Annotated in this window: 23 protein-coding genes; 17 read left to right on the forward strand and 6 right to left on the reverse strand. The window is 66.7% G+C overall.

The window, feature by feature from the left end; all coding sequences use genetic code 11:
• A partial coding sequence (locus VF631_RS09640) for a site-specific integrase (protein ID WP_431850084.1) occupies positions 1-419 on the forward strand: 419 nt, incomplete at its 5' end.
• 165 nt (positions 420-584) lie between these two features.
• Here the strand turns inward: VF631_RS09640 and VF631_RS09645 are convergent.
• On the reverse strand, positions 585-1538 hold the full coding sequence (locus tag VF631_RS09645; protein ID WP_431850085.1) for a 2OG-Fe(II) oxygenase: 954 nt from the start codon (positions 1536-1538) through the stop codon (positions 585-587).
• 157 nt (positions 1539-1695) lie between these two features.
• On the opposite strand from VF631_RS09645, the gene VF631_RS09650 reads away from it, so the two are divergent.
• From VF631_RS09650 to VF631_RS09660, 3 genes are read left to right on the forward strand one after another with little or no spacing between them, the layout of a single operon-like run.
• A complete protein-coding gene (locus VF631_RS09650; RefSeq protein WP_431850086.1) occupies positions 1696-2169 on the forward strand; it encodes an ATP-dependent zinc protease family protein in 474 nt (157 codons plus the stop codon).
• On the forward strand, positions 2166-3071 hold the full coding sequence (gene rimK / locus VF631_RS09655) for a 30S ribosomal protein S6--L-glutamate ligase (protein WP_431850087.1): 906 nt from the start codon (positions 2166-2168) through the stop codon (positions 3069-3071). The genes VF631_RS09650 and rimK overlap by 4 nt, the downstream gene beginning before the upstream one ends.
• Before the next feature lies 1 nt (position 3072).
• Positions 3073-4107 carry a succinylglutamate desuccinylase/aspartoacylase family protein gene (locus tag VF631_RS09660; RefSeq protein ID WP_431850088.1) on the forward strand — a complete coding sequence of 345 codons (1035 nt, stop codon included), beginning with the start codon at positions 3073-3075 and terminating at the stop codon, positions 4105-4107.
• A 138-nt stretch (positions 4108-4245) separates the two neighbouring features.
• Here VF631_RS09660 and VF631_RS09665 read toward each other — a convergent pair whose 3' ends face one another.
• Genes VF631_RS09665 through acnA form a run of 3 tightly spaced genes read right to left on the reverse strand, consistent with a single transcriptional unit; the run spans position 4246 to position 7615 of the window.
• Positions 4246-4524, reverse strand: coding sequence for a CBU_0592 family membrane protein (locus VF631_RS09665; protein WP_431850089.1), 279 nt, complete (start codon positions 4522-4524; stop codon positions 4246-4248).
• Positions 4521-4862, reverse strand: a complete 342-nt coding sequence (locus VF631_RS09670) for a GFA family protein (protein WP_431850090.1) — start codon at positions 4860-4862, stop codon at positions 4521-4523. Before VF631_RS09670 ends, VF631_RS09665 begins: the two co-directional genes overlap by 4 nt.
• Before the next feature lie 2 nt (positions 4863-4864).
• Positions 4865-7615 carry an aconitate hydratase AcnA gene (acnA, locus tag VF631_RS09675; protein WP_431850091.1) on the reverse strand — a complete coding sequence of 917 codons (2751 nt, stop codon included), beginning with the start codon at positions 7613-7615 and terminating at the stop codon, positions 4865-4867.
• 573 nt (positions 7616-8188) lie between these two features.
• On the opposite strand from acnA, the gene VF631_RS09680 reads away from it, so the two are divergent.
• Together VF631_RS09680 and VF631_RS09685 are read left to right on the forward strand one after the other, a co-directional pair.
• A complete protein-coding gene (locus tag VF631_RS09680; protein WP_431850092.1) occupies positions 8189-8695 on the forward strand; it encodes a hypothetical protein in 507 nt (168 codons plus the stop codon).
• 107 nt (positions 8696-8802) lie between these two features.
• The gene (locus VF631_RS09685) at positions 8803-9618 is read left to right on the forward strand and encodes a hypothetical protein (protein ID WP_431850093.1); all 816 of its coding nucleotides are present in this window, start codon (positions 8803-8805) and stop codon (positions 9616-9618) included.
• Here VF631_RS09685 and VF631_RS09690 read toward each other — a convergent pair.
• On the reverse strand, positions 9603-10334 hold the full coding sequence (locus VF631_RS09690; protein ID WP_431850094.1) for a GNAT family N-acetyltransferase: 732 nt from the start codon (positions 10332-10334) through the stop codon (positions 9603-9605). The genes VF631_RS09685 and VF631_RS09690 overlap by 16 nt on opposite strands.
• Positions 10335-10530: 196 nt before the next feature.
• Here VF631_RS09690 and VF631_RS09695 point away from each other — a divergent pair, with 196 nt between their 5' ends.
• The 10 genes from VF631_RS09695 to VF631_RS09740 all read left to right on the forward strand — a co-directional run bounded on the left by VF631_RS09695 (position 10531) and on the right by VF631_RS09740 (position 21309).
• Positions 10531-10782, forward strand: a complete 252-nt coding sequence (locus VF631_RS09695) for a DUF433 domain-containing protein (RefSeq protein WP_431850095.1) — start codon at positions 10531-10533, stop codon at positions 10780-10782.
• Positions 10779-11093: a DUF5615 family PIN-like protein gene (locus VF631_RS09700; RefSeq protein ID WP_431850096.1), complete on the forward strand. Its 315-nt coding sequence runs from the start codon at positions 10779-10781 to the stop codon at positions 11091-11093. The genes VF631_RS09695 and VF631_RS09700 overlap by 4 nt, the downstream gene beginning before the upstream one ends.
• 84 nt (positions 11094-11177) lie before the next feature.
• Positions 11178-11408 (forward strand): hypothetical protein, encoded by a 231-nt coding sequence (locus VF631_RS09705; protein ID WP_431850097.1) that lies wholly within the window; start codon positions 11178-11180, stop codon positions 11406-11408.
• Between the two features lie 203 nt (positions 11409-11611).
• The gene (locus VF631_RS09710; RefSeq protein WP_431850098.1) at positions 11612-12289 is read left to right on the forward strand and encodes a hypothetical protein; all 678 of its coding nucleotides are present in this window, start codon (positions 11612-11614) and stop codon (positions 12287-12289) included.
• 66 nt (positions 12290-12355) lie between these two features.
• Positions 12356-14224: an ATP-binding cassette domain-containing protein gene (locus VF631_RS09715; protein WP_431850099.1), complete on the forward strand. Its 1869-nt coding sequence runs from the start codon at positions 12356-12358 to the stop codon at positions 14222-14224.
• A gap of 436 nt (positions 14225-14660) precedes the next feature.
• Positions 14661-15608: an ArsR/SmtB family transcription factor gene (locus VF631_RS09720; protein ID WP_431850100.1), complete on the forward strand. Its 948-nt coding sequence runs from the start codon at positions 14661-14663 to the stop codon at positions 15606-15608.
• The gene (metF, locus tag VF631_RS09725) at positions 15605-16537 is read left to right on the forward strand and encodes a methylenetetrahydrofolate reductase [NAD(P)H] (protein ID WP_431850101.1); all 933 of its coding nucleotides are present in this window, start codon (positions 15605-15607) and stop codon (positions 16535-16537) included. The genes VF631_RS09720 and metF overlap by 4 nt, the downstream gene beginning before the upstream one ends.
• A complete protein-coding gene (locus VF631_RS09730; RefSeq protein ID WP_431850102.1) occupies positions 16515-17561 on the forward strand; it encodes a homocysteine S-methyltransferase family protein in 1047 nt (348 codons plus the stop codon). Before metF ends, VF631_RS09730 begins: the two co-directional genes overlap by 23 nt.
• A complete protein-coding gene (gene metH / locus VF631_RS09735; RefSeq protein ID WP_431850103.1) occupies positions 17561-20302 on the forward strand; it encodes a methionine synthase in 2742 nt (913 codons plus the stop codon). The genes VF631_RS09730 and metH overlap by 1 nt, the downstream gene beginning before the upstream one ends.
• Before the next feature lie 80 nt (positions 20303-20382).
• Positions 20383-21309: a right-handed parallel beta-helix repeat-containing protein gene (locus VF631_RS09740; RefSeq protein ID WP_431850104.1), complete on the forward strand. Its 927-nt coding sequence runs from the start codon at positions 20383-20385 to the stop codon at positions 21307-21309.
• Here the strand turns inward: VF631_RS09740 and VF631_RS09745 are convergent, their stop codons facing one another.
• Positions 21310-22935, reverse strand: coding sequence for an alkaline phosphatase family protein (locus VF631_RS09745; protein ID WP_431850105.1), 1626 nt, complete (start codon positions 22933-22935; stop codon positions 21310-21312).
• Between the two features lie 83 nt (positions 22936-23018).
• Here VF631_RS09745 and VF631_RS09750 point away from each other — a divergent pair, with 83 nt between their 5' ends.
• Positions 23019-25049, forward strand: a complete 2031-nt coding sequence (locus VF631_RS09750) for a protein-disulfide reductase DsbD family protein (RefSeq protein ID WP_431850128.1) — start codon at positions 23019-23021, stop codon at positions 25047-25049.
• Position 25050 lies beyond the last annotated feature (1 nt).

Here is a 25050-nt window from a genome sequence, read left to right on the forward strand (position 1 = left end):
CGCTCCGATGGGGGCAAATCGACCTTGATGCGCGGAGGATCAATTTCCAGGCTACCGGAACATCACGGACAAAAAAGGGTCGCGCTCATATCCGTATTCCGGCCCGCCTGCTCACGTTTCTCCGGCTGGCGCGGCGCCGCGGGTCCGATTTAGGGTACGTTGTTCATCGCAACGGCGCTCGGGTCCGCAGCATCAAGCGAGCATGGGGCACAGCTTGCACGGCAACCGGTCTCCATGACGTTACGCCCCACACGCTACGCCATACGTGCGGAACTTGGCTCGCGCAGCGGGGCGTCCCGCTGGATAAGATCGGAGGTTGGCTCGGCCACACGGACGCTCGGACGACGCAGCTCTACGCACACCATCACCCTGACTTCATGGACGAGGCATCAGACGCTCTCGATCGGAGACCCGCGTGATGTCCGACGAACGTCCGAGCTACAAACGCCAGTTCGCGTCACGTTCCGCCCTTATCGACAGGAAAGAGCAAACAGAAACCGCAAGAAACGCCCCGACACGCGTCTTCGGGAGGCAGGGGCCGGAGGTTCGAATCCTCTCTCCCCGACCAATTTTTCATCGCTTGATCAGCGGCCTGTCCACGGGTCGTAGGGCGCTTGGCGGATCCAGCGGGTTGCGAGCCATTTGGTGCCGCTTGCCACCGGCCTGCCGGCGTGGCGCGTGCGGTAGTCGGGGCGGCCGTCATCGGCGGCGTTGGCAAAGATCAGGGCGTCGCCGGGCTCCCCCCTTGCCACGATCCCCAGCTGGTCGAAATCGGTCTCCCCAGCTTCATACTCGTTGTTCAGATACAGAAGAGCCGTCCAACGCCGCTGGTTTTCCACTCCTGGGAGCGCGTCGACGTGGGGCTTGTATTCCTGTCCCGGCGCGTAACGCAGGACATGGAGCGGCTCGCCCCAGCTGGGCTGCGTGCCCGTAATCGCCGCGATGCGCCGATTGAGGGCGTTGACCACCAAGTCCTCTTCCAGCGGCCCGAAGCTCATCCCCGCCGAAGTCCGGGTTGGATGCGGCAAGCGTCGCCCGCTCGGGTCGATGATGACGGAAGGCTGCAGCAACGGCGCGGCCCGGGAGATCAGGTAGGAGCATTCGTCAAGGCTGATGAGCCCGCGCACGAGGCGCACCGCCGGGTCGTCCGAAAGGCGCTCTGCCGGTAGCTGCTCCAGGCAATCAAGCTGCTGCATCCGATCGAGCAGTGCCAGCTGTGCGGCGGCATCCGCATCCTGCGGGGCGATGCTGGCGAGCAGCGCGCGCGCCTTTTCGTAGTCGGCCGCCACGCCCGTTCCGTTTCCGACCAGGGTGGCGAGCAGCAAGGTCGCTTCGGTCGACCCGGCCTGCCTCGCCCTGTCGAGCAAGCGATGCGAGTCGGCGAGATCGCGCGGGCCATAAAGCCCATGCAGCCGCCAGTGCGCGACCGCGAGCAGCGCTTCAGTGTCGCCCCGTTCGGCCGCGCTTTGGACAAGAGTTCGTGCCTCCGACCCGCGCCCCGACTGGGCGAGCGCGCGCGCCTGGTTCAAGATGCTCATCGCTCACCTGCCGGGACCATCGGTTGGGCTTAGCCGCCCTTTGCCTATTCTGAACAGAGCCGCTCGGTACCCTGGGGTCCGCCTGATGGAACCGGCGCCTTTTTGCGCAACCGGCATGTTCTGGTAAGAGCCGCGACGGGCGCGGGGGAGTCGCAGCTTGACCGAGGAACGTCCGGTGATCGGGTGGCGCGAATGGGTGGACTTGCCGGGGCTGCTCGCCGTTCCGATCAAGGCCAAGATCGACAGCGGCGCCCGGACCTCTTCGGTCCACAGCTTCGGAACGCGGCGCTTCGTCGATGGTGGAGCGCCGATGGTCGAGTTCCTGCTGCATCCGCTCCAACGCAGAGAGACTCCCGCTGTCGTCTGCGTTGCGCCGATCAAGGATGAGCGCTGGGTGCGCAGCTCCAACGGCGAGCGGGAATACCGGATCGTGATCGAGACCGAGGCGCGGCTCGGCGAGACCGTCTGGCCGATCGAGTTGACGCTGGCCGACCGCGACGTGATGGGCTTTCGCATGCTGCTGGGCCGCGAGGCGATCCGGCGGCGCTTCCTGATCGATCCGGCGCGCAGCTTCCGCCTGTCGCGCCGCACTCCCAAAGCCATCAGAGCCTTTGAAGCCGCAATGTCATGAAGATCGCGCTCTTGTGCCGCAGCCCCCAGCTTTACTCGCACCAGCGGATCATGGCCGCCGCGCGCGAGCGGGGGCATGATATCGATGCGATCAATCATTTGCGCTGCACGCTGGATATCGCCTCCCACCGGCCGGTCATCCATTATCACGGAAGGGCGTTGGCCGGCTATGACGCCGTGATCCCACGCATCGGCGCGTCGGTGACCTTCTTCGGCACGGCCGTGGTCCGCCAGTTCGAGATGATGCGGGTCTATACCGTCAACGAGTCGGTCGCGATCGCCCGCTCGCGCGACAAGCTCCGCAGCCTGCAGTTGCTCTCCCGCAAGGGCATCGGCCTGCCGGTCACCGTGTTCGCGCACCGCACGTCCAACGCCCAGGAGGTCATCAGGCTGGCCGGCGGCGCGCCGGTCGTGATCAAGCTCCTGGAAGGCACGCAGGGGATCGGCGTGGTGCTGGGCGAGACGCCGCGAGCGGCCGAGAGCATCATCCAGGCCTTTGGCGGGGTCGACACCAACATCCTAGTCCAGGAATATATCGCGGAGGCCAAGGGCGAGGACATCCGCTGCATCGTCGTCGGCGGCAAGGTGGTCGCATCCATGAAGCGGCGCGGCCGGGAAGGCGATTTCCGCTCCAACCTTCACCGCGGCGGATCGGCAAAGGCTGCCAAGATCACGCCACAGGAGCGCACCACCGCGATCGGCGCGGCCAAGGCGATGGGCCTCAACGTGTGCGGCGTGGACATGCTGCGCTCCAACCATGGCCCGGTGGTGATGGAGGTGAATTCCTCGCCCGGGCTCGAGGGCGTCGAGCAGGCGACGCATGTCGACGTTGCCGGCAAGATCATCGAGTTCATCGAAAAGAATGCTAAGCCGGGGGCAACCAAGACCAGGGGGACGGGATAAGATGGCACGGGGGGCGTTCACGATTGGTACCGAGAGCGTAGCACCCGGCGAGCGGCGCATGGTCGATCTGCCGCTGACGGCGCTTATCACCCAGACACCGATGTCCGTTCCGGTTTGCGTGATCCACTCCAGGCGAGAAGGGCCGGTTCTGTTCGTCAGCGCGGCGGTGCATGGCGACGAGCTGACCGGGGTCGCAATCTGCCGGCGTCTGCTCGGCTCGAACGCGCTGGCGATCAGCCGAGGCACGTTGCTGGTGGTGCCGATCGTCAATGCCTTCGGCTTCATCAGCCACAGCCGCTATTTACCGGACCGGCGCGACCTCAATCGCAGCTTCCCGGGCAGCGTGAAGGGATCACTCGCGGCTCAGCTCGCCCATCTGTTCATGACCGAAGTGGTGGCGCGATCAAACTACGGCATCGACCTGCACAGCGCCGCCATTCACCGATCCAACCTCCCACAGATTCGCGTCGACAGCCATGACGAGGGCGCCTTCAGCCTCGCCGAGGCGTTCGGGGCGCCGATCATCGTCCATAGCGGGCTGCGGGAGGGCTCGCTGCGCGAGACCGCGCTGCGCAAGGGTGTGCCGGTCATCGTTTATGAAGCGGGCGAGGGGCTGCGGGTCGACGAACTCTCGATCCGCGTCGGCATGGAGGGCGTCCTCAACGTCATGGCTCATCTCGGCATGACCCGCCGCCGCCGCGCGCAACCCCGCCCGCCCGTGCTTTCGACGAGCAGCCGCTGGGTGCGCGCGGAGGAAAGCGGCCTGTTCCGCCCGTTCCGCGATATTGGCGACCATGTGGCCGCAGGGGAGCGGATCGCCGTCGTCGCCGACCCCTATGGCGACCACGAGACCGACATCAAGGCGAGCTGCGCCGGCATCATCATCGGCCGGGCGAACATACCGGCGGTGAACCAGGGCGACGCGCTGTTCCATATCGCCAAGGTCGACAATGCCAGCCAGCTCGGCGCGCATTATGAGGCGCTGGAACGGCAGGCCGGGGCGGAGCCGATGCTCGACGAGGACGAGATTATCTGAGTTGGCCGAATCGCCAGCTTTTTACTCATCCTGAGGAGGGAGTGAGCTTGGAGAAGCTGTCCTGAGCGCCTGCCTTGGCAGGCAGACGGAGGGGGCCCGTCTCGCAGATCGCCGGCCCGGGTAGACCCTTGTAAGTCGTTAAGTCTTGCTGGACCAGGTGGCTGAGATCGACGGGCGTTTCATCCTCCACAGGGCGACCAGCCCGATACCCATCCAGATCACGTTGAGCACCGCCGACGGGATCGCGCCATGCCACCAGCCGTTGACGATGAAACCGGCCGCGCCGAGCACGTTCATGCCCTGGTAGAGCGGCGAGCGCGACGTCACCCGCTCCGCCGTCAGCAGCGCGTATCCGCCGAGGATCAGCAACGCGCCGCCCCAGCCGGCGCCCTCGACGAGGATCTCGGTAACGCTCACCAGCTCGCGCCGTCCACGTGCCGGACCTCGACATCGTCGAGCAGCGCCGGATCGAGCAGCCGCGCATTCACGCCCATCCGCGCGTGCGGCGGCGGGGTGCGCGGCTCCCAATGCGTGGCGACGCCGCAATTGGCACAGCGGAACAGCGTCAGATGGACTTGGTCCAGATCGGTTCGGACGTAGCTGTCGAACTCGCCGGAAATCTGTAGCTCTTCAGACGCGAAATAAATGCCGCGGACGCCGGTCTTCGTACACAGGCTGCAATTGCACTGCCCGACATAATCGGGCGTTCGCCGCAGCCGGATCGTGGCGCGGCCGCAATGACAAGTCGCGACCAATGTCACGCCGCGAGCTTCCGCAGCACATAGTGCAGAATGCCGCCGGCGCGGAAATATTCGAGCTCGTTCAGCGTGTCGATGCGGACGCGGGCTCGAAAGGAAGCTGAGCTTCCATCCGCCCTCTGCACCTGGACGTCGATTCCCTGGCGCGGCTGGAGATTGGCGATGCCGGTGATGGTGAAGGTCTCGTCGCCGGTCAGGCCCAGGCTCTCGCGGTTCTCGCCGTCGACGAACTGAAGCGGGACGACGCCCATGCCGACGAGGTTGGAGCGGTGGATGCGCTCGTAGGTCTCCGCGATCACGGCGCGGACGCCGAGCAGGTTGGTGCCCTTCGCGGCCCAGTCGCGGGACGAGCCGGTGCCATATTCCTTGCCGGCGAGCACGACCAGCGGGGTCCCCGCTTCCTTGTAACGCATCGCCGCGTCGTAGATCGGCATCACCTCGCCCGTGGGCACGTGGCGGGTGACGCCGCCCTCGATGCCGGGGGTCATCTGGTTTTTGATGCGGATATTGGCGAAGGTGCCGCGCATCATCACTTCGTGATTGCCGCGGCGGGCGCCGTAGCTGTTGAAATCGGCGCGCGAGACGCCGTGCTCGGTCAGGTAGGCGCCGGCGGGAGAGTCGAGCTTGATGCTTCCGGCCGGGCTGATGTGGTCCGTCGTGATGCTGTCGCCGAACACCGCGAGCGCTCGGGCGTCGACGATGTCGGTTAGGCCCGCCGCGGTCATGCTCATGCCCTCGAAATACGGCGGGTTCTGAATGTAGGTGGAGGCGGCGTCCCAGGCATAGGTGTCGCCGCCCGTGACCTCGACCGCCTGCCACTCCGCGCCGCCCTTGTAGACGTCGGCATAGCGCGCCTTGAACATGTCGGCGTTGACGAACTGGTCGATCAGGCTGCGAACCTCGGCGTTGGACGGCCAGATGTCGCGCAGGTAAACGTCCGTTCCGTCGCTGCCCTTGCCGATCGGGGAGGTGACCATGTCCTCGATCACCGTGCCCTTCAGCGCATAGGCGACCACCAGCGGCGGCGAGGCGAGATAGTTGGCGCGGACATCCGGGCTGACGCGCCCCTCGAAGTTGCGGTTGCCGGACAGGACGGAGGCCGCGACCAGATCGTTTGTGTGGATCGCCTTGGAGATCGGCTCCGGCAGCGGCCCGGAATTGCCGATGCAGGTTGTGCAGCCATAGCCGACCAGATCGAAGCCGAGCGCGTTCAGATCCTCGGACAGACCGGCCCGGTCGAGATAATCGGTGACGACCTGGCTGCCGGGGGCAAGGCTGGTCTTGACCCAGGGCTTGGTGTCGAGCCCTTTCTCGCGCGCCTTGCGGGCGACGAGGCCGGCCGCGACCAGCACGGACGGATTGGATGTGTTGGTGCAGGATGTGATCGCGGCGATCACGACATCGCCATGGCCGAGATCGTGGGTGGGCTTCTTGCCTATCAGGCCCTTGATCGTGTCCTTGATCCCTGCAGTGATGCCGCCGCCCGCATCCTCGACCGGGAAGCGGTCCGGAAGCTCCTCGGCGGGATGGCCGAACTCGTCGGTGAAGTTGCGGCGGAACTCCTCGTCGACCTGGGAGAGCAGCACCTTGTCCTGCGGGCGCTTGGGCCCGGCAAGCGACGGCTGGACGGAGGACATGTCGAGATCGATGGTGTCGGTGAACACGGGGTCCGCATCGCCCGCTGAGAGCCACAACCCTTGCGCCTTGGCATACGCTTCGACCAGCGCGATGTCCGCGTCCGGCCTGCCGGTGAGACGGAGGTAGTCGAGCGTCTTCTCGTCGATGCCGAAGAAGCCGCAGGTCGCGCCATATTCGGGCGCCATGTTGGCGATGGTGGCGCGGTCTGCGAGGCTGAGCTCTGACACGCCCGGGCCGTAGAACTCGACGAAGCGGCCGACCACGCCCTTCTTGCGCAGCATCTGGGTGACGGTGAGGACCAGGTCTGTCGCGGTGATGCCCTCGGCGAGCGCGCCGGTCAGCTTGAAGCCGACCACTTCGGGGATCAGCATCGACACCGGCTGGCCAAGCATCGCCGCTTCCGCCTCGATCCCGCCGACGCCCCAGCCGAGCACGCCCAGGCCGTTGACCATTGTGGTGTGGCTGTCCGTGCCGACGCAGGTATCGGGATAGGCGACTTCCGCGCCGGATGGATCGCGCGATGTCCAGATCGAGCGCGCGATATTCTCGAGATTGACCTGATGGCAGATGCCGGTGCCCGGTGGCACCACCTGGAAATTGCTGAACGCCGACGAGCCCCATTTCAGGAACTGGTAGCGCTCGATGTTGCGCTGATATTCGAGCGCGACGTTCTGCTCGAACGCCTTGGGGGTGCCGAACTCGTCGACCATCACGGAGTGATCGATGACCAGGTGGACCGGCACCTGCGGGTTGATCCGCGCCGGATCGCCGCCGAGCCGGGTAATCGCGTCGCGCATCGCGGCAAGATCGACCACGCAGGGAACGCCGGTGAAATCCTGCATCAGCACGCGGGCCGGGCGATACTGGATCTCCTTGGAGGTCGCGCCCTTGTCGCCGAGCCAGTCGACGATCGCCTGGATATCGGCGCGCGTGACGGTCTTGCCGTCCTCGAAGCGGAGCAGGTTTTCGAGCAGCACCTTCATCGAGAAAGGCAGGCGCGACACGTCGCCGAGCTGCTCGGCCGCCTTGGCGAGCGAATAATAGGCGTAGGAGCGGCCGCCGACGGAGAGGGTGGAGCGGGTGTTGAGCGAATTGTTGCCGATGGCGGTCATAAAGGCTCCGTTGCTAAGTGGACCTTCGCGCCGGGCAGACGGCCCGGCGGCGTTGCCGCGGGCTGTAGCAAGCGGGCGCCAAGGGCGAAAGGGCCAGGCATGCCGCCGGGACTGGCGTGTTGACGGCTGTATTAGGCCCATGCGAGCCCATCGGCTTCCGGAGTTCCGCAACGGGAAGACTACATAGGAGACAGCCGCTCTACGTGGTTTCCTTTCAACCCTTAGCTTGGCGCTGCGGCGCTCATGAGCTACGGCTCCGAACCAACAATTTGGTCCGGAGCCTATGCCGCCCATCCAGCTCGCCACGGTCCTGCCGGGAGGCGAGCCGTTCAAGAAGACAATGTAAACGAGACCTTCCGCGGCCAGGTTCTGCTCGCAGACAGGTCCGTGAGCGGAGCTATTCTGAAGGACCTCGACCCGCGCCAGCTCGCCAACGAATTGCTCGTCTCCGTTCTCGCGCAACGGGCGGGCCTCCCGACTCCTGACACTTACCTTGCGCTTGTTCGAGGGGCAGACCTCCCCGTCGTCCACGGCCCATCGCTTCCTGACGGCAACCGACTCGTGTTCGCGAGCGTGGACGTGAAGGTGCCCAACATCACTTTCAGGGCGCGCGGCGCCACGGCTGAGGAGCAGCAGCGTCTCGTCGAGGAGATACTCGAATGGGCGGGGCTCGGTGGCCTCTACGGCTTTGATGCTTGGGTTGCGAATGTCGATCGCCATCCCGGCAACCTGCTGTTCGGCGGGAAAGAGCAGGTTTGGCTTATCGACCACGGCCACTGTCTCTCTGGCCCAACGTGGGCACCGGATGACTTGAAGGAGGACGGCGATTACCGGAACCGCCTGACAGAATGGCTGACGAGCCGCATGAACCTTGATCAGAAGAAGAAACGGTCAGCAGAGGCGAATAAGCTCGCGACCGGCTTGAGCTTGATTGACGTGGACGATGCCGCGGCAGCAAGCCACGTACGGGCTCTGCTACCGCCTGCGCACGTTGCCGCTGCTACCAGCTTCTTGAAGGGGAGAATGGACAAGGTGCCACGTCATGCGAGCAAGGCACTCGGGGTCCCATTGATGCTATGAGCGCCGGTGGCATCATGTCGAACCAGTTTCCCTCCTTCGAGGCCGGGGTCCGTGCGCGCTGGGCTCCGATCATCCTCGTGCCGATCTCGGGCTCATACGAGCGGCTGGTGATCGGCGTGGCGGTCGCGAACGAGAACGGGTTCCACGTCGAGATGGCAAATGCGCTCGATCGTCTGCGGTGCCTCTATGCCGATGACGCGGAAGGCGTGGCCTACGCGATAGACCTCACAGCAGACCATCTGCGCTTGGACATCGGCAAGCGAGGCGTTCGCGCGATCGTGGAGCCGCAGCCCCTTCTCTCCGGTGTTGAAATTGGAATGAACCGCGAGGCCGAAGGAGCGAGCTTCGAGGCCATCGCGGCAAGTTGGATGCGCAGCCTGTCGTCTCTCTACCGGAACGAGCAGCAGCAGCCTTTCGCCGCTGACGAAGCGATATCGCAGGCTGAGGGCGTATCAGATCAACTGCCGGTCCTCGTCATGGATTATGTGCGGGAGCGGCGGGAAGGCTTCTTCAACTACTTCAGCGCTGACCTGCGAGAGGGCCGACGCCGCCGCGTAACGGGCCGCAGCCATGAGGTGCTGATCGACTTTGGGGGATCACGCCTCGTCGCTAACTTCGGAACGCTCAGAGCAAGCGGCATTGCGCGCTCGGTGAACCTCATAAAGCGGCGGCTGTGGGACTTGAAGGTTGAGCGCGATCGCGATCCGCAGAGCGCCCTTTTGCGGCAGCACGAGATGATCATCCAGAGCCCAGCCAAGGGCGATCCTCAGGTGACGGCGAATCAGCAGACCTATCTCTCAGATGCACTCGCCGCTCTCGAACAACAGGCCGATCAGGAGCAGCTGCGCCTGCGACCCCTGAGCAGCGTCCCCGAGATTGGTGAGCACGTGCTGCGCGTCGAGGCTGCTCAAGCGGCGATCTGATCGAGGTAGTAGGTGCCGTCTAGCCGGTTCCTGATCACGCCCGCAGCCTCGGCCTCGTCATACTTAGCCTTGCAGAAGCAGCGCTCTTCGCCATCAACGATGATGCGGATGACGAGGTCTCCCCATATCCCGTCTGGCTTCATGCCAATCACCCGCTGCTCGAGCGCGATCGTGCCGTCTGACAGGCGAACAGCTTGGGGCCGGTGCACCGCGTAAGGCTCAACGGGCTCATCTCGCCCGTAGGTGACCTCCTTAGGATAGAAGGCGATCTGGACGTCAGCGGGCTCGCCCTCAGGCAGCTCGTGCCGCCGCTCAAGGATGCGCCGTGCTTTCACCTCGCCCCACGCGTGCACGGGCCCGATCGCTTCGAAGCCGAAGCGACGCCAGAAGGCCCACGAGGATGCTGGTGCGCAGGTGATATTCAGTACGTTCAAGCCCTCGTCGATCGCGCGGCGCAGCCCCGCCTTGAATAAAGCCGTGCCGTAGCCCTGACCCTGGCGATCCTTGCGGACACTCGTGATTTCGGGCGCGCGGTTTCCGACTTGGAAGGCTACCGCCTTCCCGTCTTCGCGAATGACGGTCAGCTCGTCCGTTTCCAGCGCGCTGATGATTAGCCGCTTGTTGCACCAGAACCCACCGCCCTCCTCCTTATGCTCGCGCTCTAGCCAGCCCAAGATGTAGTCGAGGTCTGCCTGCGTTGCCTTCACCACCTCCACGTCACGTGTCTCCTCTTCTTGGGGCGATATAGGACGGCCCGATTAGGTTTCGATCAAAGGTTGCGAGGACCAGCGGCGACCGTCGGTCGAGCGGACGTCTTTCCTGCAATCCACCCGCGCCTGGCGCCCTTGAGGCCTGGGCCACTGCCGCTGAATGACGCTGTTGTTGCTGAGCGGTCGTGACCGCGCCGGGGCAATGGTGTATGGTACAAGCGTGACCCTCCCCGGCCACCCTCGCATCTGTGTCGATCCGGCCGTGTGCGGCGGGCGCCCCACGATTGCGGGCACGCGAATGCGCGTCACTGACATTCTTGAAGCGCTTGCCTCAGGCGCGAGCGAGCAGGAGTTGGTGCGCGACTTCCCCTACATCAGCGCCGAGGACGTCCGGGCCGCGCTCCGTTACGCCGCCTCCGCCGCCAACCACCCAGTCGCCATCGCGGCTGAATGAGGTTTCTGGTCGACGCGCAGCTGCCGCCCGCTTTGTGCGGTTGGCTGCGGGCGCGGGGGCATGAGGCCGAGCATGTCGGGGCCGGTGGGATCGGCGATGACGCGATTGCGCGGAGGGCCGAGCAGGATGCCGCGATCCTGATCAGCAAGGACGAGGATTTCTGCACGCTTCTCCTGCCGGACCGCTTCGGCCTGCTTTGGCTTCGCTGCGGCAACATCACCAACCCTGCGCTTGAACAATGGCTGGATGCGCGATGGGATCAGGTGGAGCGCTGGTTGGTGGAAGGCGAGCGGTTCATCGAGCTGCGGTGAGATCGGACCGGTGTGGAACGCCTCTTCAGGGCAAGCATTCACGCCCTGCGGCGCCGGCGCCGTTGTCAGAGCGAAGGTGATCCGATGATTGGCAAGGTGGCGAGGATGATGGCGGGGCGCTCGGTGGCCAGGAAGCTGGGCTATAGCGCCGGGGCGGGCGCGGTGGCCGGGCTGATTGCGCCGTTTGTGATCAGGAAGGCGCTGTCGTTGGTCGGGAAAGCGGGCAAGGCGGCGGTGAGATCGCGCCAACGGCCGGTGGAGCCTGAATATGGCAAGCCGCTGGACCGATCCGGGATCGGCCCCGACCGTAGCTGATCGCCGCCTCGGCCAGTGGCTCGCTCAAGGCGAGCGACTTGACGAACTCGCGGCTCCCCACTTTTGCCTCTGTCCTACACGAACCACATGGGTTACCCCGCGCATGGAGCAGGCGAGCGGAGGGCATTGTGGGAAGGCGGACGGGAAAGGCGGACGGGTTGAGCGTGGATGCGCCGGTGGGGGAGGCACTTCAACTTTCGTCAATGGCCGGGAGCGAGGTGGTGGTGGCGGCGGGATCGTTGCCGGTCGGGGGCGAAGGCTGGCGGCGGCGGCATGACGGGTTCACGGCGGAGCGGCGGCGCACCTTCCTGCGAATATTGGCCAGGACCGGCTGCGTGGCGGACGGCGCGCGGATGGCGGGGATTTCGACGACCACGGCGGACCGCTGGCGGCGGCGCGACGCGGTGTTTGCCAAGGCCTGCGAAACCGCGCTGCACATGGCGTCGAGCCACATCGAGACGCTTGCCTGGGAGCGGGCGGTGACCGGAATCGAAGAACCTGTCTGGCACTATGGCAAGCGCGTGGGCACCAGGCTGAAGCGGTCGGACGCGATCTTCAGGCTGCTGCTCATCGCCTCCAACAAGAAGAAGTTCGGGCGGCAGGGCGCGGCCGGCGGCGAGGCGCTGACGGCCAAGGTGCGCCAGCGGATCGAGGCGGAGGTGCGGGCCGAGATCGCGGCAAAGAGCGAGGTGGACGGGCGCGCGCTGGAACAGAATCTGCGGTTGCGGCTGATGACGATCCAGGCGCGGCTGCGCGGCGGACCGGAGCCGCAGTCGCTCGACGATCCGGATTACCGCGCCTGGGAGGACGCGCGGGCGGGGCGGGAGAAGCGCGCGATGGCGCTGCTCGAGCAATTGGAAGCCGAGCAGGCCGACAAATGAGGTTGGGCAGCAATGCCGATCGCGAGGCTTGGGCGCGGGCGCGAGCGATGATAAGGGGCGCGCATCATGCTCAACCTGACCAACGTCACCGTCCGCCTTGGCGGGCGCACCATCCTTGACGGCGCCACCGCCGCGCTGCCGCCGCGCAGCCGCGTCGGGCTGATCGGACGCAACGGCGCGGGCAAGACGACCCTGGTGCGGGTGGTCGCGGGCATGCTGGAGCCGGACGGCGGATCGGCCGAGATGCCGCGCGGCGCGCGCCTCGGCTACCTCGCGCAGGACGCGCCGGGCGGGCAGGCGACGCCGCTCGAGACGGTGCTGGCCGCTGATGTCGAGCGCTCGGCGCTGCTGGCGGAGAGCGAGACCTGCGAGGATCCGGACCGGATCGGCGAGCTGCACGAGCGGCTGCTCGCGATCGACGCCCATTCGGCGACGGCGCGTGCTGCGCGCATCCTGATCGGCTTGGGTTTCGACGAGGAAGCGCAGGGGCGGCCGCTGGAGAGCTTCTCGGGCGGGTGGCGGATGCGGGTGGCGCTGGCGAGCCTGCTCTTCTCGCAGCCGGACCTGCTGCTGCTCGACGAGCCTTCGAACCACCTCGATCTCGAGGCGGTGCTGTGGCTGGAGGATTTCCTCGTATCGTATCCGGCCACGATCCTGATCGTCAGCCACGAACGCGACTTCCTCAACAATGTCGTCGATCACATCCTCCACCTCGATCGCGGCAAGCTCGCGCTTTATCCCGGCGGCTACGACGCGTTCGAGCGGCAGCGCGCCGAGCGCCAAGCCCAGCTCGCCTCCGCCCGCGCCAAACAGCAGGCGGAGCGCGAGAAGCTGCAGGACTATATCGCCCGCAACAGCGCCCGCGCGTCGACAGCCAAGCAGGCCCAGTCCCGCGCCAAGGCGCTCGCCCGGATGCAGCCGATCGCCGAGCTGCTCGACGATCCGAGCCTCTCCTTCGGCTTCCCCGATCCGGATGCGTTGCGGCCGCCGCTGATCACGCTCGACATGGCCTCGGTCGGCTATGGCGAGACGCCGATCCTCCAGCGCCTCAACCTGCGCCTCGATCCGGACGATCGGATTGCGCTGCTCGGCCGCAACGGCAACGGCAAGACCACGCTGGCGCGGCTGCTCGCCGCCCAACTCGCGCCGATGGAGGGCGCCAAGGCCGCGTCGGGCAAGCTGCGCGTCGGCTATTTCACGCAATATCAGGTCGAGGAACTCGACCGGGACGACACCCCGCTCGAGCATATGACCCGCAAGATGGCGGGCGCGACCCCGTCGGCGGTGCGCGCCCAGCTCGGCCGCTTCGGCTTCTCCGGCCCCAAGGCGACCACCCAGGTCGGCAAGCTTTCGGGCGGCGAGCGGGCGCGGCTGGCGCTCGCGCTCATCACTCGCGACGCGCCGCATCTCCTCATCCTCGACGAGCCGACCAACCACCTGGACGTCGATGCCCGCGAGGCGCTCATCCAAGCGCTCAACGCTTATTCCGGCGCGGTGGTGATCGTCAGCCACGACCGCCACATGCTGGAGATGACGGCCGACCGCCTCGTCCTGGTCGATGGCGGCACCGCGCGTGAATATGACGGCACGCTGGACGATTATATCGCGCTCGTCCTGGCCGGCGACCCCGCGGCGCCGTCGAAGGCGGAGTCCAAGGCGAGCCGCAAGGAGGGTCGCCGCGCCGCCGCCGAAGCGCGCGAGAAGAGCCAGACGCTGCGCCGACAGGTCAAGGATGCAGAGGCCGAACTCGCTCGCCTCACCGCGCAGCGCAGCAATATCGACCGCGCGATGTTCGACCCCGCGTCCGCCGAGCCCTCGCTCGCCAGGCTCAGCATGAGCGACCTGATGAAGCGGCGGGGCGAGGTAGAGCGCAAGATCGCCGCAATCGAAGCCGCCTGGGTCGACGCCAGCGAAGCCCTGGAGCGCGCCGCTTAGCGCTGCCTAAGCGGTGGTTGCGGTTCTTATCCGCTCATCCTGAGGAGCCGCTGAGCGAAGTCGAAGCGGCGTCTCGAAGGACCGTTGCGTGCTTCGAGACGGGCCTTCGGCAAGCTCAGTCCCTCCTCAGCATGAGCGCACTGGGAGCTGCTCCAACCCAACCACCTCGATCGCCTCGACCTCACCGCCGAAGTCGACGAGGTCTCCCACCTCCGCCCCGATCAGCGCCCGGCCCAGCGGCGATGAAAGGCGAAGCTGGGTGAGGGTGACAGCGGATCAGGCAGAGCTCAGGCGCTCGGACCCTCACCCTCCCACTCGCTTCGCGAGCGGGCCCCTCACTCTCCTGAATGGGAGAGGGGTCCAATCCGGGTCAAAGCACCACTTCGGCCCGATCTTCCTTGACCCGGATATAAAGATATCTTTATATCCTTATCTGATGCTCCACGCCGTCGAGACCTTCAGCGCGCTCGCCGATCCGACCCGTCTCCGGATCGTGGCTTTGCTGCGTGCGATGGAGCTTTCGGTGGGCGAGCTCGCGCAGGTGCTCGGGCAGAGCCAGCCGCGCGTGTCGCGCCATGTGAAGATCCTGATCGACGCGGGCCTGGCCGACCGGCGTAAGGAAGGCAGCTGGGTGTTCCTGAGCCTGGGCGCCGACGCGCGGGTGCAGCCGTTGTTCGCATTGCTCGACAGCTGGTTGGAGCTGGACGGCGCCTGGATTGCCGCCGACAAGGCCCGGCTCGCGGCGGTTCAGGCGGATCGCGCGGCGGCGGCCGAGCGCTACTTCGCCAGCCATGCCGCGGATTGGGACGAGCTTCGCTCGCTCCACATCGCCGAATGCGAGGTCGAGGCCGGCATCGCCCGCGCGCTGGGGGATCGGCCGGTGGGCGAACTGATCGACATCGGCACGGGCACCGGGCGGATGATCGAGCTGTTCGGCCGCGCCGCCCGCCGTGCGCTCGGCGTCGACCGGAGCCCCGAGATGCTTCGGCTCGCCCGGGCCAAGCTCGCCCAGGCCGGCATCGCCTCCGAGCTGCGCCAGGGCGATATGTATGCGCTGCCGGTCGCCACCGGCTCGGCGGATACCGTGCTGCTGCACCAGGTATTGCATTACGCGCAGCAGCCGGCGGCGGCGGTTGCGGAGGCGGCGCGGCTGCTCGGCACCGGCGGGCGGCTGCTGATCGTCGATTTCGCGCCCCACGAGCGCGAGGAACTGCGCATCCGCGACGCTCATGCCCGGCTTGGCTTCGCCGACGAGGCGGTGGTGAAGTGGATGGAGGAGGCGGGGCTCGAGGCCAAGGTCGTCGATCATCTGGAAGGCGGCGAACTGACCGTCACCATCTGGCTGGGCCTCAGGGCCGAGACCAAGCTGAGGGTCGCCGCATGAGCCTGCTCCCCCATGCCGCCAACATGGCCAAGCCTTTGTTCGAGGACGTGGCCGGCGATATCGACGTTTCCTTCGAATTCTTCCCGCCCAAGACGGAGAAGATGGAGGAGACGCTTTGGGAATCGGTCAAGACGCTGGAGCCGCTGGCCCCGCGCTTCGTGTCGGTTACCTATGGCGCGGGCGGATCGACCCGCGCCCGCACCCACGCCACGGTCGAGCGGATCGCGCGCGAGACCACGATGACGGCGGCCGCGCACCTGACCTGCGTCGAGGCGAGCCGGGGCGAGATCGACGACATCGCGCGCGAATATTGGGCGGCGGGCGTTCGCCACATCGTTGCGCTGCGCGGTGACTCGCCGGAGCAGGGCAAGGCGTACGCGCCCCATGTGGACGGCTACCGCAATGCGGTCGATCTGATCGGGGGCTTGAAGAAGATCGCCCCGTTCGAGATCTCGGTCGCGGCCTATCCGGAGGGGCATCCGGATTCGCCCAACCGTGCGGCCGACCTCGATAACCTTTGGCGCAAGTTCGATGCGGGCGCGGACCGGGCGATCACGCAATTCTTCTTCGCGCCGGAGAGTTTTTTCCGGTTTCGCGACACCGCGGCGGCGATGGGCATCGATGCGGAGATCGTGCCGGGCATCCTGCCGGTCTCGAATGTCGCGCAGACCCGCAAGTTTGCGGGCGCGTGCGGGGCGAGCATTCCGGCCTGGATGGACCGATTGTTCGAAGGGCTCGACAATCTGCCGGGCGCGCGGGCGCTGGTCGCGGCGACCGTGGCGGCCGAATTGTGCGGCCAGCTTTACGCGGGTGGGGTCCGCCATTTCCACTTCTACACGCTGAACCGGGCGGAGCTCGCTTACGCGATCTGCCACCTGCTCGGGCTGCGGCCAAAGGAACAGCAAGTTGAACATCGCAGAACAGCTTAAACGGGCTGCCGCCGAGCGGATCCTGATCAAGGACGGCGCTTACGGGACGCAGATCCAGGCGCGGAAGCTCGGCGAGGCCGATTATCGCGGCGCGCTCGATCTCGGCCGCGACCAGAAGGGCAATAACGACCTCTTGAACCTCACCCGGCCCGATCTGATCGGCGCTATCGCGGCTGATTTCGCCGCGGCAGGCGCGGAGATACTGGCCACCAACAGCTTCAACGCAAACCGGATCAGCATGGCCGATTACGGGGCCGAGCATCTGGTGCGCGACATCAACGTCGCCGCGGCGCGGATCATCGGCGAGGCGGCGCGGGCGGCGCAGGCGAAGGATGGGCGCAGGCGCTTCATCGCCGGCGCGCTGGGGCCGACCAACAAGACGCTGTCGCTGTCGCCCGACGTCAACGACCCGGGTTATCGCGAGATCGACTTCGATTTCCTGTCCGACGTCTATGTCGAGCAGATCGAGGCGCTGGTCGAAGGCGGCGCGGAGATCGTGCTGATCGAGACGGTGTTCGACACGCTCAACGCCAAGGCTGCGATCCACGCCGCCAAAATCGTGGAGCAGAAGCTCGGGCGCGAGCTGCCGATCATGCTGTCGATGACGATCACGGACCTGTCCGGCCGCAATCTCTCCGGTCATTGCATCGAGGCGTTCTGGGCGTCGGTCCGGCATGCGCGGCCCCTCTCGATCGGGCTCAACTGCTCGTTCGGCGCGGCGCAGCTGCGGGCGCATATCGCGAGCCTGTCGCGGATCGCGGACTGCCTGATCATGGCCTATCCCAATGCCGGTCTGCCGAACGATCTCGGCGACTATGACGAATGCCCGGAGACGACTTCGAGCCAAGTTCGGCAATGGGCCGAGCAGCGCATTGTCAACATCGTCGGCGGCTGCTGCGGGACGACGCCAGCGCACATTCGTTCGATCGCGGAGCAGGTGGAAGGCTTCGCGCCGCGCGCGATCCCGCATCGCACCGCGCGCATGCAGCTGGCCGGCATCGCGCCGATGGTGCTCGCCGCCTGATGACTGCGACCGCCGCGAATTTGACCCTCTCCCACCGGGAGAGGGAGGGACCCGACGCGCAGCGGCGGGAGGGTGAGGGCGACCGGCTTTCGGGCGGGTCTCACCCTCACCCCAGCCCTCTCCCGGAGGGAGAGGGAGTCAGCCGCGCCAACTTCGTCAATATCGGCGAGCGGACCAATGTCACCGGATCGGCGGCGTTCAAGAAGCTCATCATGGCGGGCGATTACCCCGCCGCAGTCGAAGTCGCTCGCCAGCAGGTGGAGAATGGCGCGCAGATCATCGACATCAACATGGACGAAGGCCTGCTCGATTCCGAGGAGGCGATGGTCACCTTCCTCAAGCTGATCGCGGCCGAGCCGGACATCGCCCGCGTGCCCTTCATGATCGACAGCTCCAAATGGAGCGTGATCGAGGCCGGGCTGAAATGCGTTTCGGGCAAGCCGATCGTCAATTCGATCAGCATGAAGGAAGGCGAGGAGGAGTTTCTCCGGCTCGCCCGCAAGGTCCGCGACTATGGCGCGGCCGTGGTGGTGATGGCGTTCGACACGGTCGGGCAGGCGGACACGAAAGAGCGAAAGGTCGAGATCTGCAGCCGCGCCTATGATTTGCTGGTCGCGGACGGCTTTCCCCCTGAGGACATCATCTTCGATCCCAACATCTTCGCGGTCGCGACGGGGATCGACGAGCATCGCCGCTACGCGCTCGACTTCATCGAGGCGGCGAGCGAGATCCGCGCCCGTTGCCCGCACGCCCATATCTCGGGGGGACTCTCTAACCTGAGCTTCTCGTTCCGCGGCAATGAGCCGGTGCGGCGCGCGATGCACTCGGTGTTCCTTTATCATGCGATCCCGGCCGGGCTCGACATGGCGATCGTCAATGCCGGGCAGCTCGACGTCTATGACGCGATCGACCCGGAGCTGCGCGAAGCTTGCGAGGACGTGATCCTCGACCGCCGCGACGACGCGACCGAGCGGCTGGTCGAACTTGCCGAGCGATATCGCGGGACCGATCCGGTGCGCGAAAAGGCCGAAGCTGAATGGCGCGGCTGGCCGGTCGCCAAGCGGCTCGAACATGCGCTGGTCAAGGGCATCGACGCTTATGTCGTCGAGGACGCCGAGGAAGCGCGCCAGTCAGCGGGGCGGCCGATCCACGTGATCGAAGGGCCGTTGATGGACGGCATGAACGTGGTCGGCGACCTGTTCGGATCGGGCAAGATGTTCCTGCCTCAGGTCGTCAAATCAGCGCGGGTGATGAAGAAGGCCGTCGCGCACCTGATCCCGTTCATCGAGGCGGAGAAGGAGAAGAGCGGCGTTTCCACCGCCAAGGGCCGGATCGTGATGGCGACGGTCAAGGGTGACGTTCACGATATCGGCAAGAACATTGTCGGCGTGGTTCTGCAGTGCAACGGCTTCGAGGTGATCGACCTTGGCGTCATGGTGCCGTGGCAGGAGATATTGAAGTCGGCCAACGAGAATGACGCCGACATGATCGGCCTGTCGGGCCTGATCACGCCGTCGCTCGATGAGATGGTGACCGTTGCCGACGAGATGCAGCGGGCGGGGCTGACGCTGCCGCTGCTGATCGGCGGCGCCACGACCAGCAAGGTGCACACCGCCCTTCGCATCGATCCCGCGTATGAGGGTCCGGTGATCCACGTGCTCGACGCGAGTCGCGCGGTCGGGGTCGCATCGTCGCTGGTGTCGGACACGCAGCGTGATCCGCTCGTCGAGACCACGGTCGGGGACTATCAGAAGATCAGGGACGCACGGGCGGGCAAGGGCCAGAACGAGCTCGCGACGATAGCCGAAGCGCGCGCGAACGGGTTCGTGTTCGATCCGGCGGGCGTGGCGTCGGTTCCGGCGAAGCCGGGGCTGCATCGGTTCGACGAGTGGTCGCTCGAGGATTTGCGCGCCTGCATCGACTGGACGCCATTCTTCCGCGCCTGGGAGCTGGCCGGCAATTATCCGGCGATCCTGACCGACGAAGTCGTGGGCGAGAGCGCGAGCAGCCTGTTTGCGGACGCGCAGGCGATGCTGGACCGGATCGTCGCCGAGAAGTGGCTGACGGCGAAGGGCGTGGCCGGATTGTGGCGCGCTCGGCGGGACGGCGACGACGTGCTCGTCACGCCGCGTAATGAAGAGGTGCGGCTGCCTTTCCTGCGCCAGCAAGTGAAGAAGCGCGAAGGCCGGCCGAACATGTGCCTGGCCGACTTCGTGGCGCCGTCCGAAGACTGGATCGGCGGCTTCGCGGTTGCGCTGCATGGGCTGGAGCCGCACCTGGCGCGGTTCAAGGCGGCGCATGACGATTATCAGGATATCTTGCTGAAAGCGCTGGCCGATCGCCTGGCGGAGGCCTTTGCCGAGCGGCTTCACCAGCATGTTCGGACCACGCTCTGGGCCTATGCGCCGGACGAGCAGCTCTCCAACGAGGACCTGATCCGCGAGAAATATCACGGCATCCGGCCGGCGCCGGGCTATCCGGCCTGCCCGGATCATAGCCTGAAGCCAATGCTGTTCGACATGCTCGGCGGGACGGATGAGCAAGGTCCGGCCGGCATCTCTCTGACGTCCAGCTTCGCGATGCTGCCGACTTCCGCCGTGTCCGGCTTCTACTTCGGCCATCGCGATGCGGCCTATTTCGGTGTCGCCCGGATCGGCCGCGACCAGCTCGAAGACTACGCGCCCCGCCGCGGCATTCCCGTCGAGGACGCCGCGCGCTGGCTCCGCCCGAACCTGGACTGAGCTGTCCCGACTTGGCGCAGGCTCGCGCTTAACCACCTTTGTGGATCGACTCGTCGCCGGGCGCGAGCCAATCCGGCGCGATGAAGAAGCTGTTTCTCGCAGGGATCGCCCTGCTCGCCGCGCCGCTGTCCGCCCAGGGCGGCGCGCCATTCGTGGTCGTCGAAACCGGCCAGGGATTCGCCCGGCTGCAGCAAGCCGTTGACGCGGTTGGCGACCGCGATGGCACGATCCGGATCGCGCCTGGCCGTCACCGCGACTGCGCCGTCCAGACAGCTGGCCGGATCGCCTTCGTCGCCGCTCAGCCGGGCACGGCGGTGCTCGACGGCGCGCCCTGCGAAGGCAAGGCGGCGCTGGTACTGCGTGGGCGCGGTGCGCGGGTCGAGGGGCTCACCTTCCAGAACCTGCGCGTGCCGGACGGCAATGGGGCGGGCATCCGGCTGGAGAAAGGCAATCTGCACGTCCTCGAAACGCTGTTCCGCAACAGCGAGGAGGGTATCTTATCAGGCGACGATCTCGGCAGCGAGATCCGGATCGAGCGCTCGACCTTCTCAGGCCTGGGCCGTTGCGACCGGGGGCTGAGCTGTGCTCACAGCCTGTATATCGGCAATTACGGCACGCTGCGGGTGATCCGGTCGCGCTTCGAAAAGGGGACGGGCGGTCATTATGTGAAGACGCGCACTCCAAAGGTCGAGATCGTGGATTCGAGCTTTGACGATAGCGGAGGGCGGACGACCAACTACATGATCGACCTGTCCAACGGCGGTTCCGGCACGATCGCCCGCAACAGCTTCGTTCAAGGTCGGGACAAGGAGAATTACAGCGCCTTGATCATGGTCGCCGCCGAGGGCGTGTGGCATCCCTCGCGCCTGACGATCACGGGCAACCAGGCGAGCGTCGCGCCCGGCTTCGACAAGCAGACGAGCTTCGTCGCCGACGCCAGCGGGGACGCCATCCGGATCGCAGGCAACAAGGTCGGTGCGCGTATCAAGGAATTCGAGCGCCGCTGATCAGCGGCAGCTTGTCGCAGGACCTTCGATCAGGTCGAGACAGCGGCCGTCGATGCTTCCGGCAGCGATCGGCACGCCCAGGATCGAGGCCAGGGTCGGCATGATGTCGACCGTTTCGACCGGCAGCGGCTGCTCGTACGGGGTGAGCCCGCGCCGCCAGAACAGGATCGGCACGCGTCGATCATAATCCCAGGGGCTGCCGTGGGTGGCGACATAGCCCCGGCTGGCGTCCGCGATCGGCGTCACCATGGGCTTCAGCATCACGACGAGATCGCCTGAGCGTTCCGGATCGAACGAGGCGCGGGCGCGATCAAGCAGGCTCCAGGCGTCGGGCGGGCCCGACGGGCTCGGCGCGCGGGACAACTCGGCCGCGCTGAAGGCGGCGGCGACCTGCGGGTGAGTGCGGTACGATCGCAGCGCCTCGGCAAGCACGCGGGCGCGCTGGGCGGGAGGAAGCGCGCGATCAATGTACATGTCGCCGAACGCGCCGTCTCCGAACAGAACGGGGCCGCCGAGGCCGAGCCGAGCGCCGATCGCCTTGCCCATCGTGGTTGCGGCCAGCGCCGGATCCACCCGAAGCGCTCCCGGTGCGGCGCTCTGGCCCTGGCGCTCGGGTAGGTCCAGCCCACCATGATCGGAGGTCAGCGCGACCAGATAGTCGATGCCGGTGCGATCGAGCAGCGCGAAGAAGTCGCCGAGATCGCGGTCGAGCGAGAGCAATTGCAGGCACATCTCCGCGCCCTGGGTGCCGAAAGTGTGGCCGACATAATCGGTTGCGGAGACCCCGACGATCAGCAGGTCGGTCGAGCGGCCCTCGCCCAGCCGAAGCTCGGAGCGGAGCGCGCCCGCAAAGGCCAAGCTGGCCCCATCGAGCTCGGGCGAGGCGCGAAAGGCGCGGCTGTCGCCTGCATCCCGCGCAAAGCGGCCGGCGCCGACGGCTTGCCCTCCCTGGACCGGAACCGCCCGGCTGCGCGCCTGGCAGACGGGCGGCAGGCTTAGCGGCTGGCGCGGGCGCGACAGCGCCGTCTCCACCGCCCGGTTGGTCGCGGCGAGCGACGCCGCCTGCGGTGCCCGAGCCGCGCCGGTGAACGCCTTTCCGCTCCACCAATAAAGATGATCCGGACCATGGCCGCCCATCATGACGGCGGCGCGGTCCTTGCCTGCGACAGCGGCCACCCGTGCGCCCGGATCGGCGCGCTTCATGAGGTCGCCGAGGGCCGGGACCTTCAGGTGATAGCTCGACACCGTATAGTTGCTGGAGGTGCTCCCCGGCACCCGCGGATCCTCGGCGCAATAGACCTGCTTGTCCTCCCGGGGCAGGCCCAGGTTGAACCAGTTGTTGGCGATCACTCCGGTGCGGCTTGGGCGCGATCCGGTGAGGATGGTGCTGTGGCCGGGGCAGGTCTCGGTCGCGGCATGGGCCTGGTAGCCGGACGGGAACACCACGCCGTCGGACAGACGGCGCAGCCCGCCGGTGAAGTGCTGGCGATATTGCGCGAACAGATCGCTTGAAAGCTGGTCGACTGAAATTACCACCACCAGCTTGGGCTTGGCCGGTGCGGGCTGCGCGGAGGCGGGCGCGGCGATCAGGAATGCGGCGCCGATTGCGGCGAGAAAGCTGTTCATCGACACAGGACAGGCACTCGTCGAGAGTAAGTGATCGAAACGGATCGAACTGCTATAGGGCGCTCGTGAAGCAAGGCAACGCCATGGGGCGGCTCGGTTACCTGATGATGACGTTGGTGGCGGCGCTGCTGTTCACCACACCGACGCATGCCAAGAACAATATCGCCGCGAGCCTGGTGCCGGAAAGCCGCGTCGTTGCGCCCGGCCAGACGGTGACGCTTGCGCTGGTGATGCGGCCCGAGAAGGGCTGGCATGGCTATTGGAAGAATCCCGGCGACAGCGGGATCGAGACGAGCATCGCCTGGCAATTGCCGCAAGGCGTGACGGCGGGCCCGATCCAGTATCCGGTGCCGGGGCGGCTGCTCATCTCAGGCCTCATGAATTACGTCTATGAGGGCGAATATGTCCAGCTGATCGACATGGCCGTGCCGAGCGGCGTCGCCCCCGGAACCCGGCTGCCGATCAGTGGCCGGGTCGATTACCTCGCCTGCACCGACCAGATCTGCGTGCCGGAAAGCGCGCAAGTGGCGGTCGAGCTCGAGGCCGGCACTCCCGGTGCTCGCAACGCCAGCTTCGACAAATATCGGCAGGCGCTCCCGAAGCCGCTCGGCAGCGAGGGCAGGTTCGAGCTGGCCGGCGGCGGCTTCCGGCTGGCGGTCCCGATCCCCGCCAGCATGGACGTGAGCGAGGCCTATTTCTTCCCGCTCACCGACGGCGCGCTCGATTATGCGGCCCCGCAGAAAGTCTCGAGAGCCGGCGATATGCTGATTGTGGAGACGAAGGCGGGCTCTGCGGCCGCGACAATCGGCCCGATCGAAGGCGTCCTGAAAGTCGGCGAGGACCAGGGGCTCGTCTTCCGGGCCGTGCGCGGAACGGTTCCGGCTGCGGGCGCTGCGCTCGCCCCGGCGGAACAGTCTCAGGATAGCGGATCGGCGATTTTCGCGGCGCTGCTCGGGGCGGTGGTCGGCGGGCTGCTGCTCAACATCATGCCATGCGTGTTCCCGATCCTGAGTCTCAAGGCGTTGAGCCTGGCCAAAGCCGGAGGGGAGGAGAGCGCAGCGCGCCGCGAAGCGCTCGCCTATACGGCCGGCGCCGTTCTGGTGTGCCTGGCGCTGGGAGGAGCATTGCTGGCGATCCGCGCGAGCGGGGCCGCCGCGGGCTGGGCGTTCCAGCTTCAGGATCCGCGGGTGATTCTGTTCCTGCTGCTGCTGGTGACTGCGATCGCGCTGAACCTCGCCGGATTGTTCGAGCTGCCAAGCCTGGCGGGCGGGAGCCGCCTGGCCGAGCGCAAGGGTTTCGCGGGCGCGTTCTGGATCGGCGGGCTTGCCGCGTTCGTCGCGACGCCCTGTACCGGTCCGTTCATGGGCGCCGCGCTCGGGGCTGCGCTGGTGCTTCCGACGGCGGCGGCCCTGGCCGTCTTCGCTGGGCTTGGCTTGGGCCTCGCCTTGCCTTTCCTGGCGCTCGGCTTCGTGCCGGCATTGCGCCGCCGCCTGCCGCGGCCCGGCGCATGGATGGAGCGCTTCCGCCGGATCATGTCGGTGCCCATGTTCCTGACGGCGCTCGCGCTCGCCTGGGTGCTCGGCCGGCAAGCGGGCGTGGATGGAATGGCGCTTGGGCTTGCCGCCGCACTAATCGTGGGCCTCGCCTTGTGGTGGGTCGGGCAGCGGCAGGGGCATGGCCGCTTGTGGCTGCCGCTTGCACCGGCTGCGCTTGCGGCTGTCGGCGCCCTGCTCCTGGTCCAGACCGCCACCGAGCCCGCGCTGGCCAGTGCGCAAGGCCCGCTGAAATCCGAGCCGTTCAGCGAAGCGCGCCTGTCGCAGCTTCGTGGGCAGGCGCGCCCGGTGTTCCTGTATTTCACGGCTGACTGGTGCGTCACCTGCAAGGTCAACGAGAAGGGCGCGCTGGAGCGCAAGGAAACCGCCGAGGCTTTCGCGCAGAAGAACGTCGCCGTGCTGGTCGGAGATTGGACCCGTGGCGACGCGGAGATCGGCCGCTTTCTTGCTTCGCACGGCCGCTCGGGCGTGCCGCTCTACCTTTATTACGCGCCGGGCCAGGAGCCGCAGGTTCTGCCCCAGATCCTCACCCCCGGACGGCTGCGGGAAACGATCAGCTGAA

Origin of the sequence: Allosphingosinicella sp., from assembly GCF_036387615.1 — a bacterium.
Classification (GTDB): Bacteria; Pseudomonadota; Alphaproteobacteria; order Sphingomonadales; family Sphingomonadaceae; genus Allosphingosinicella.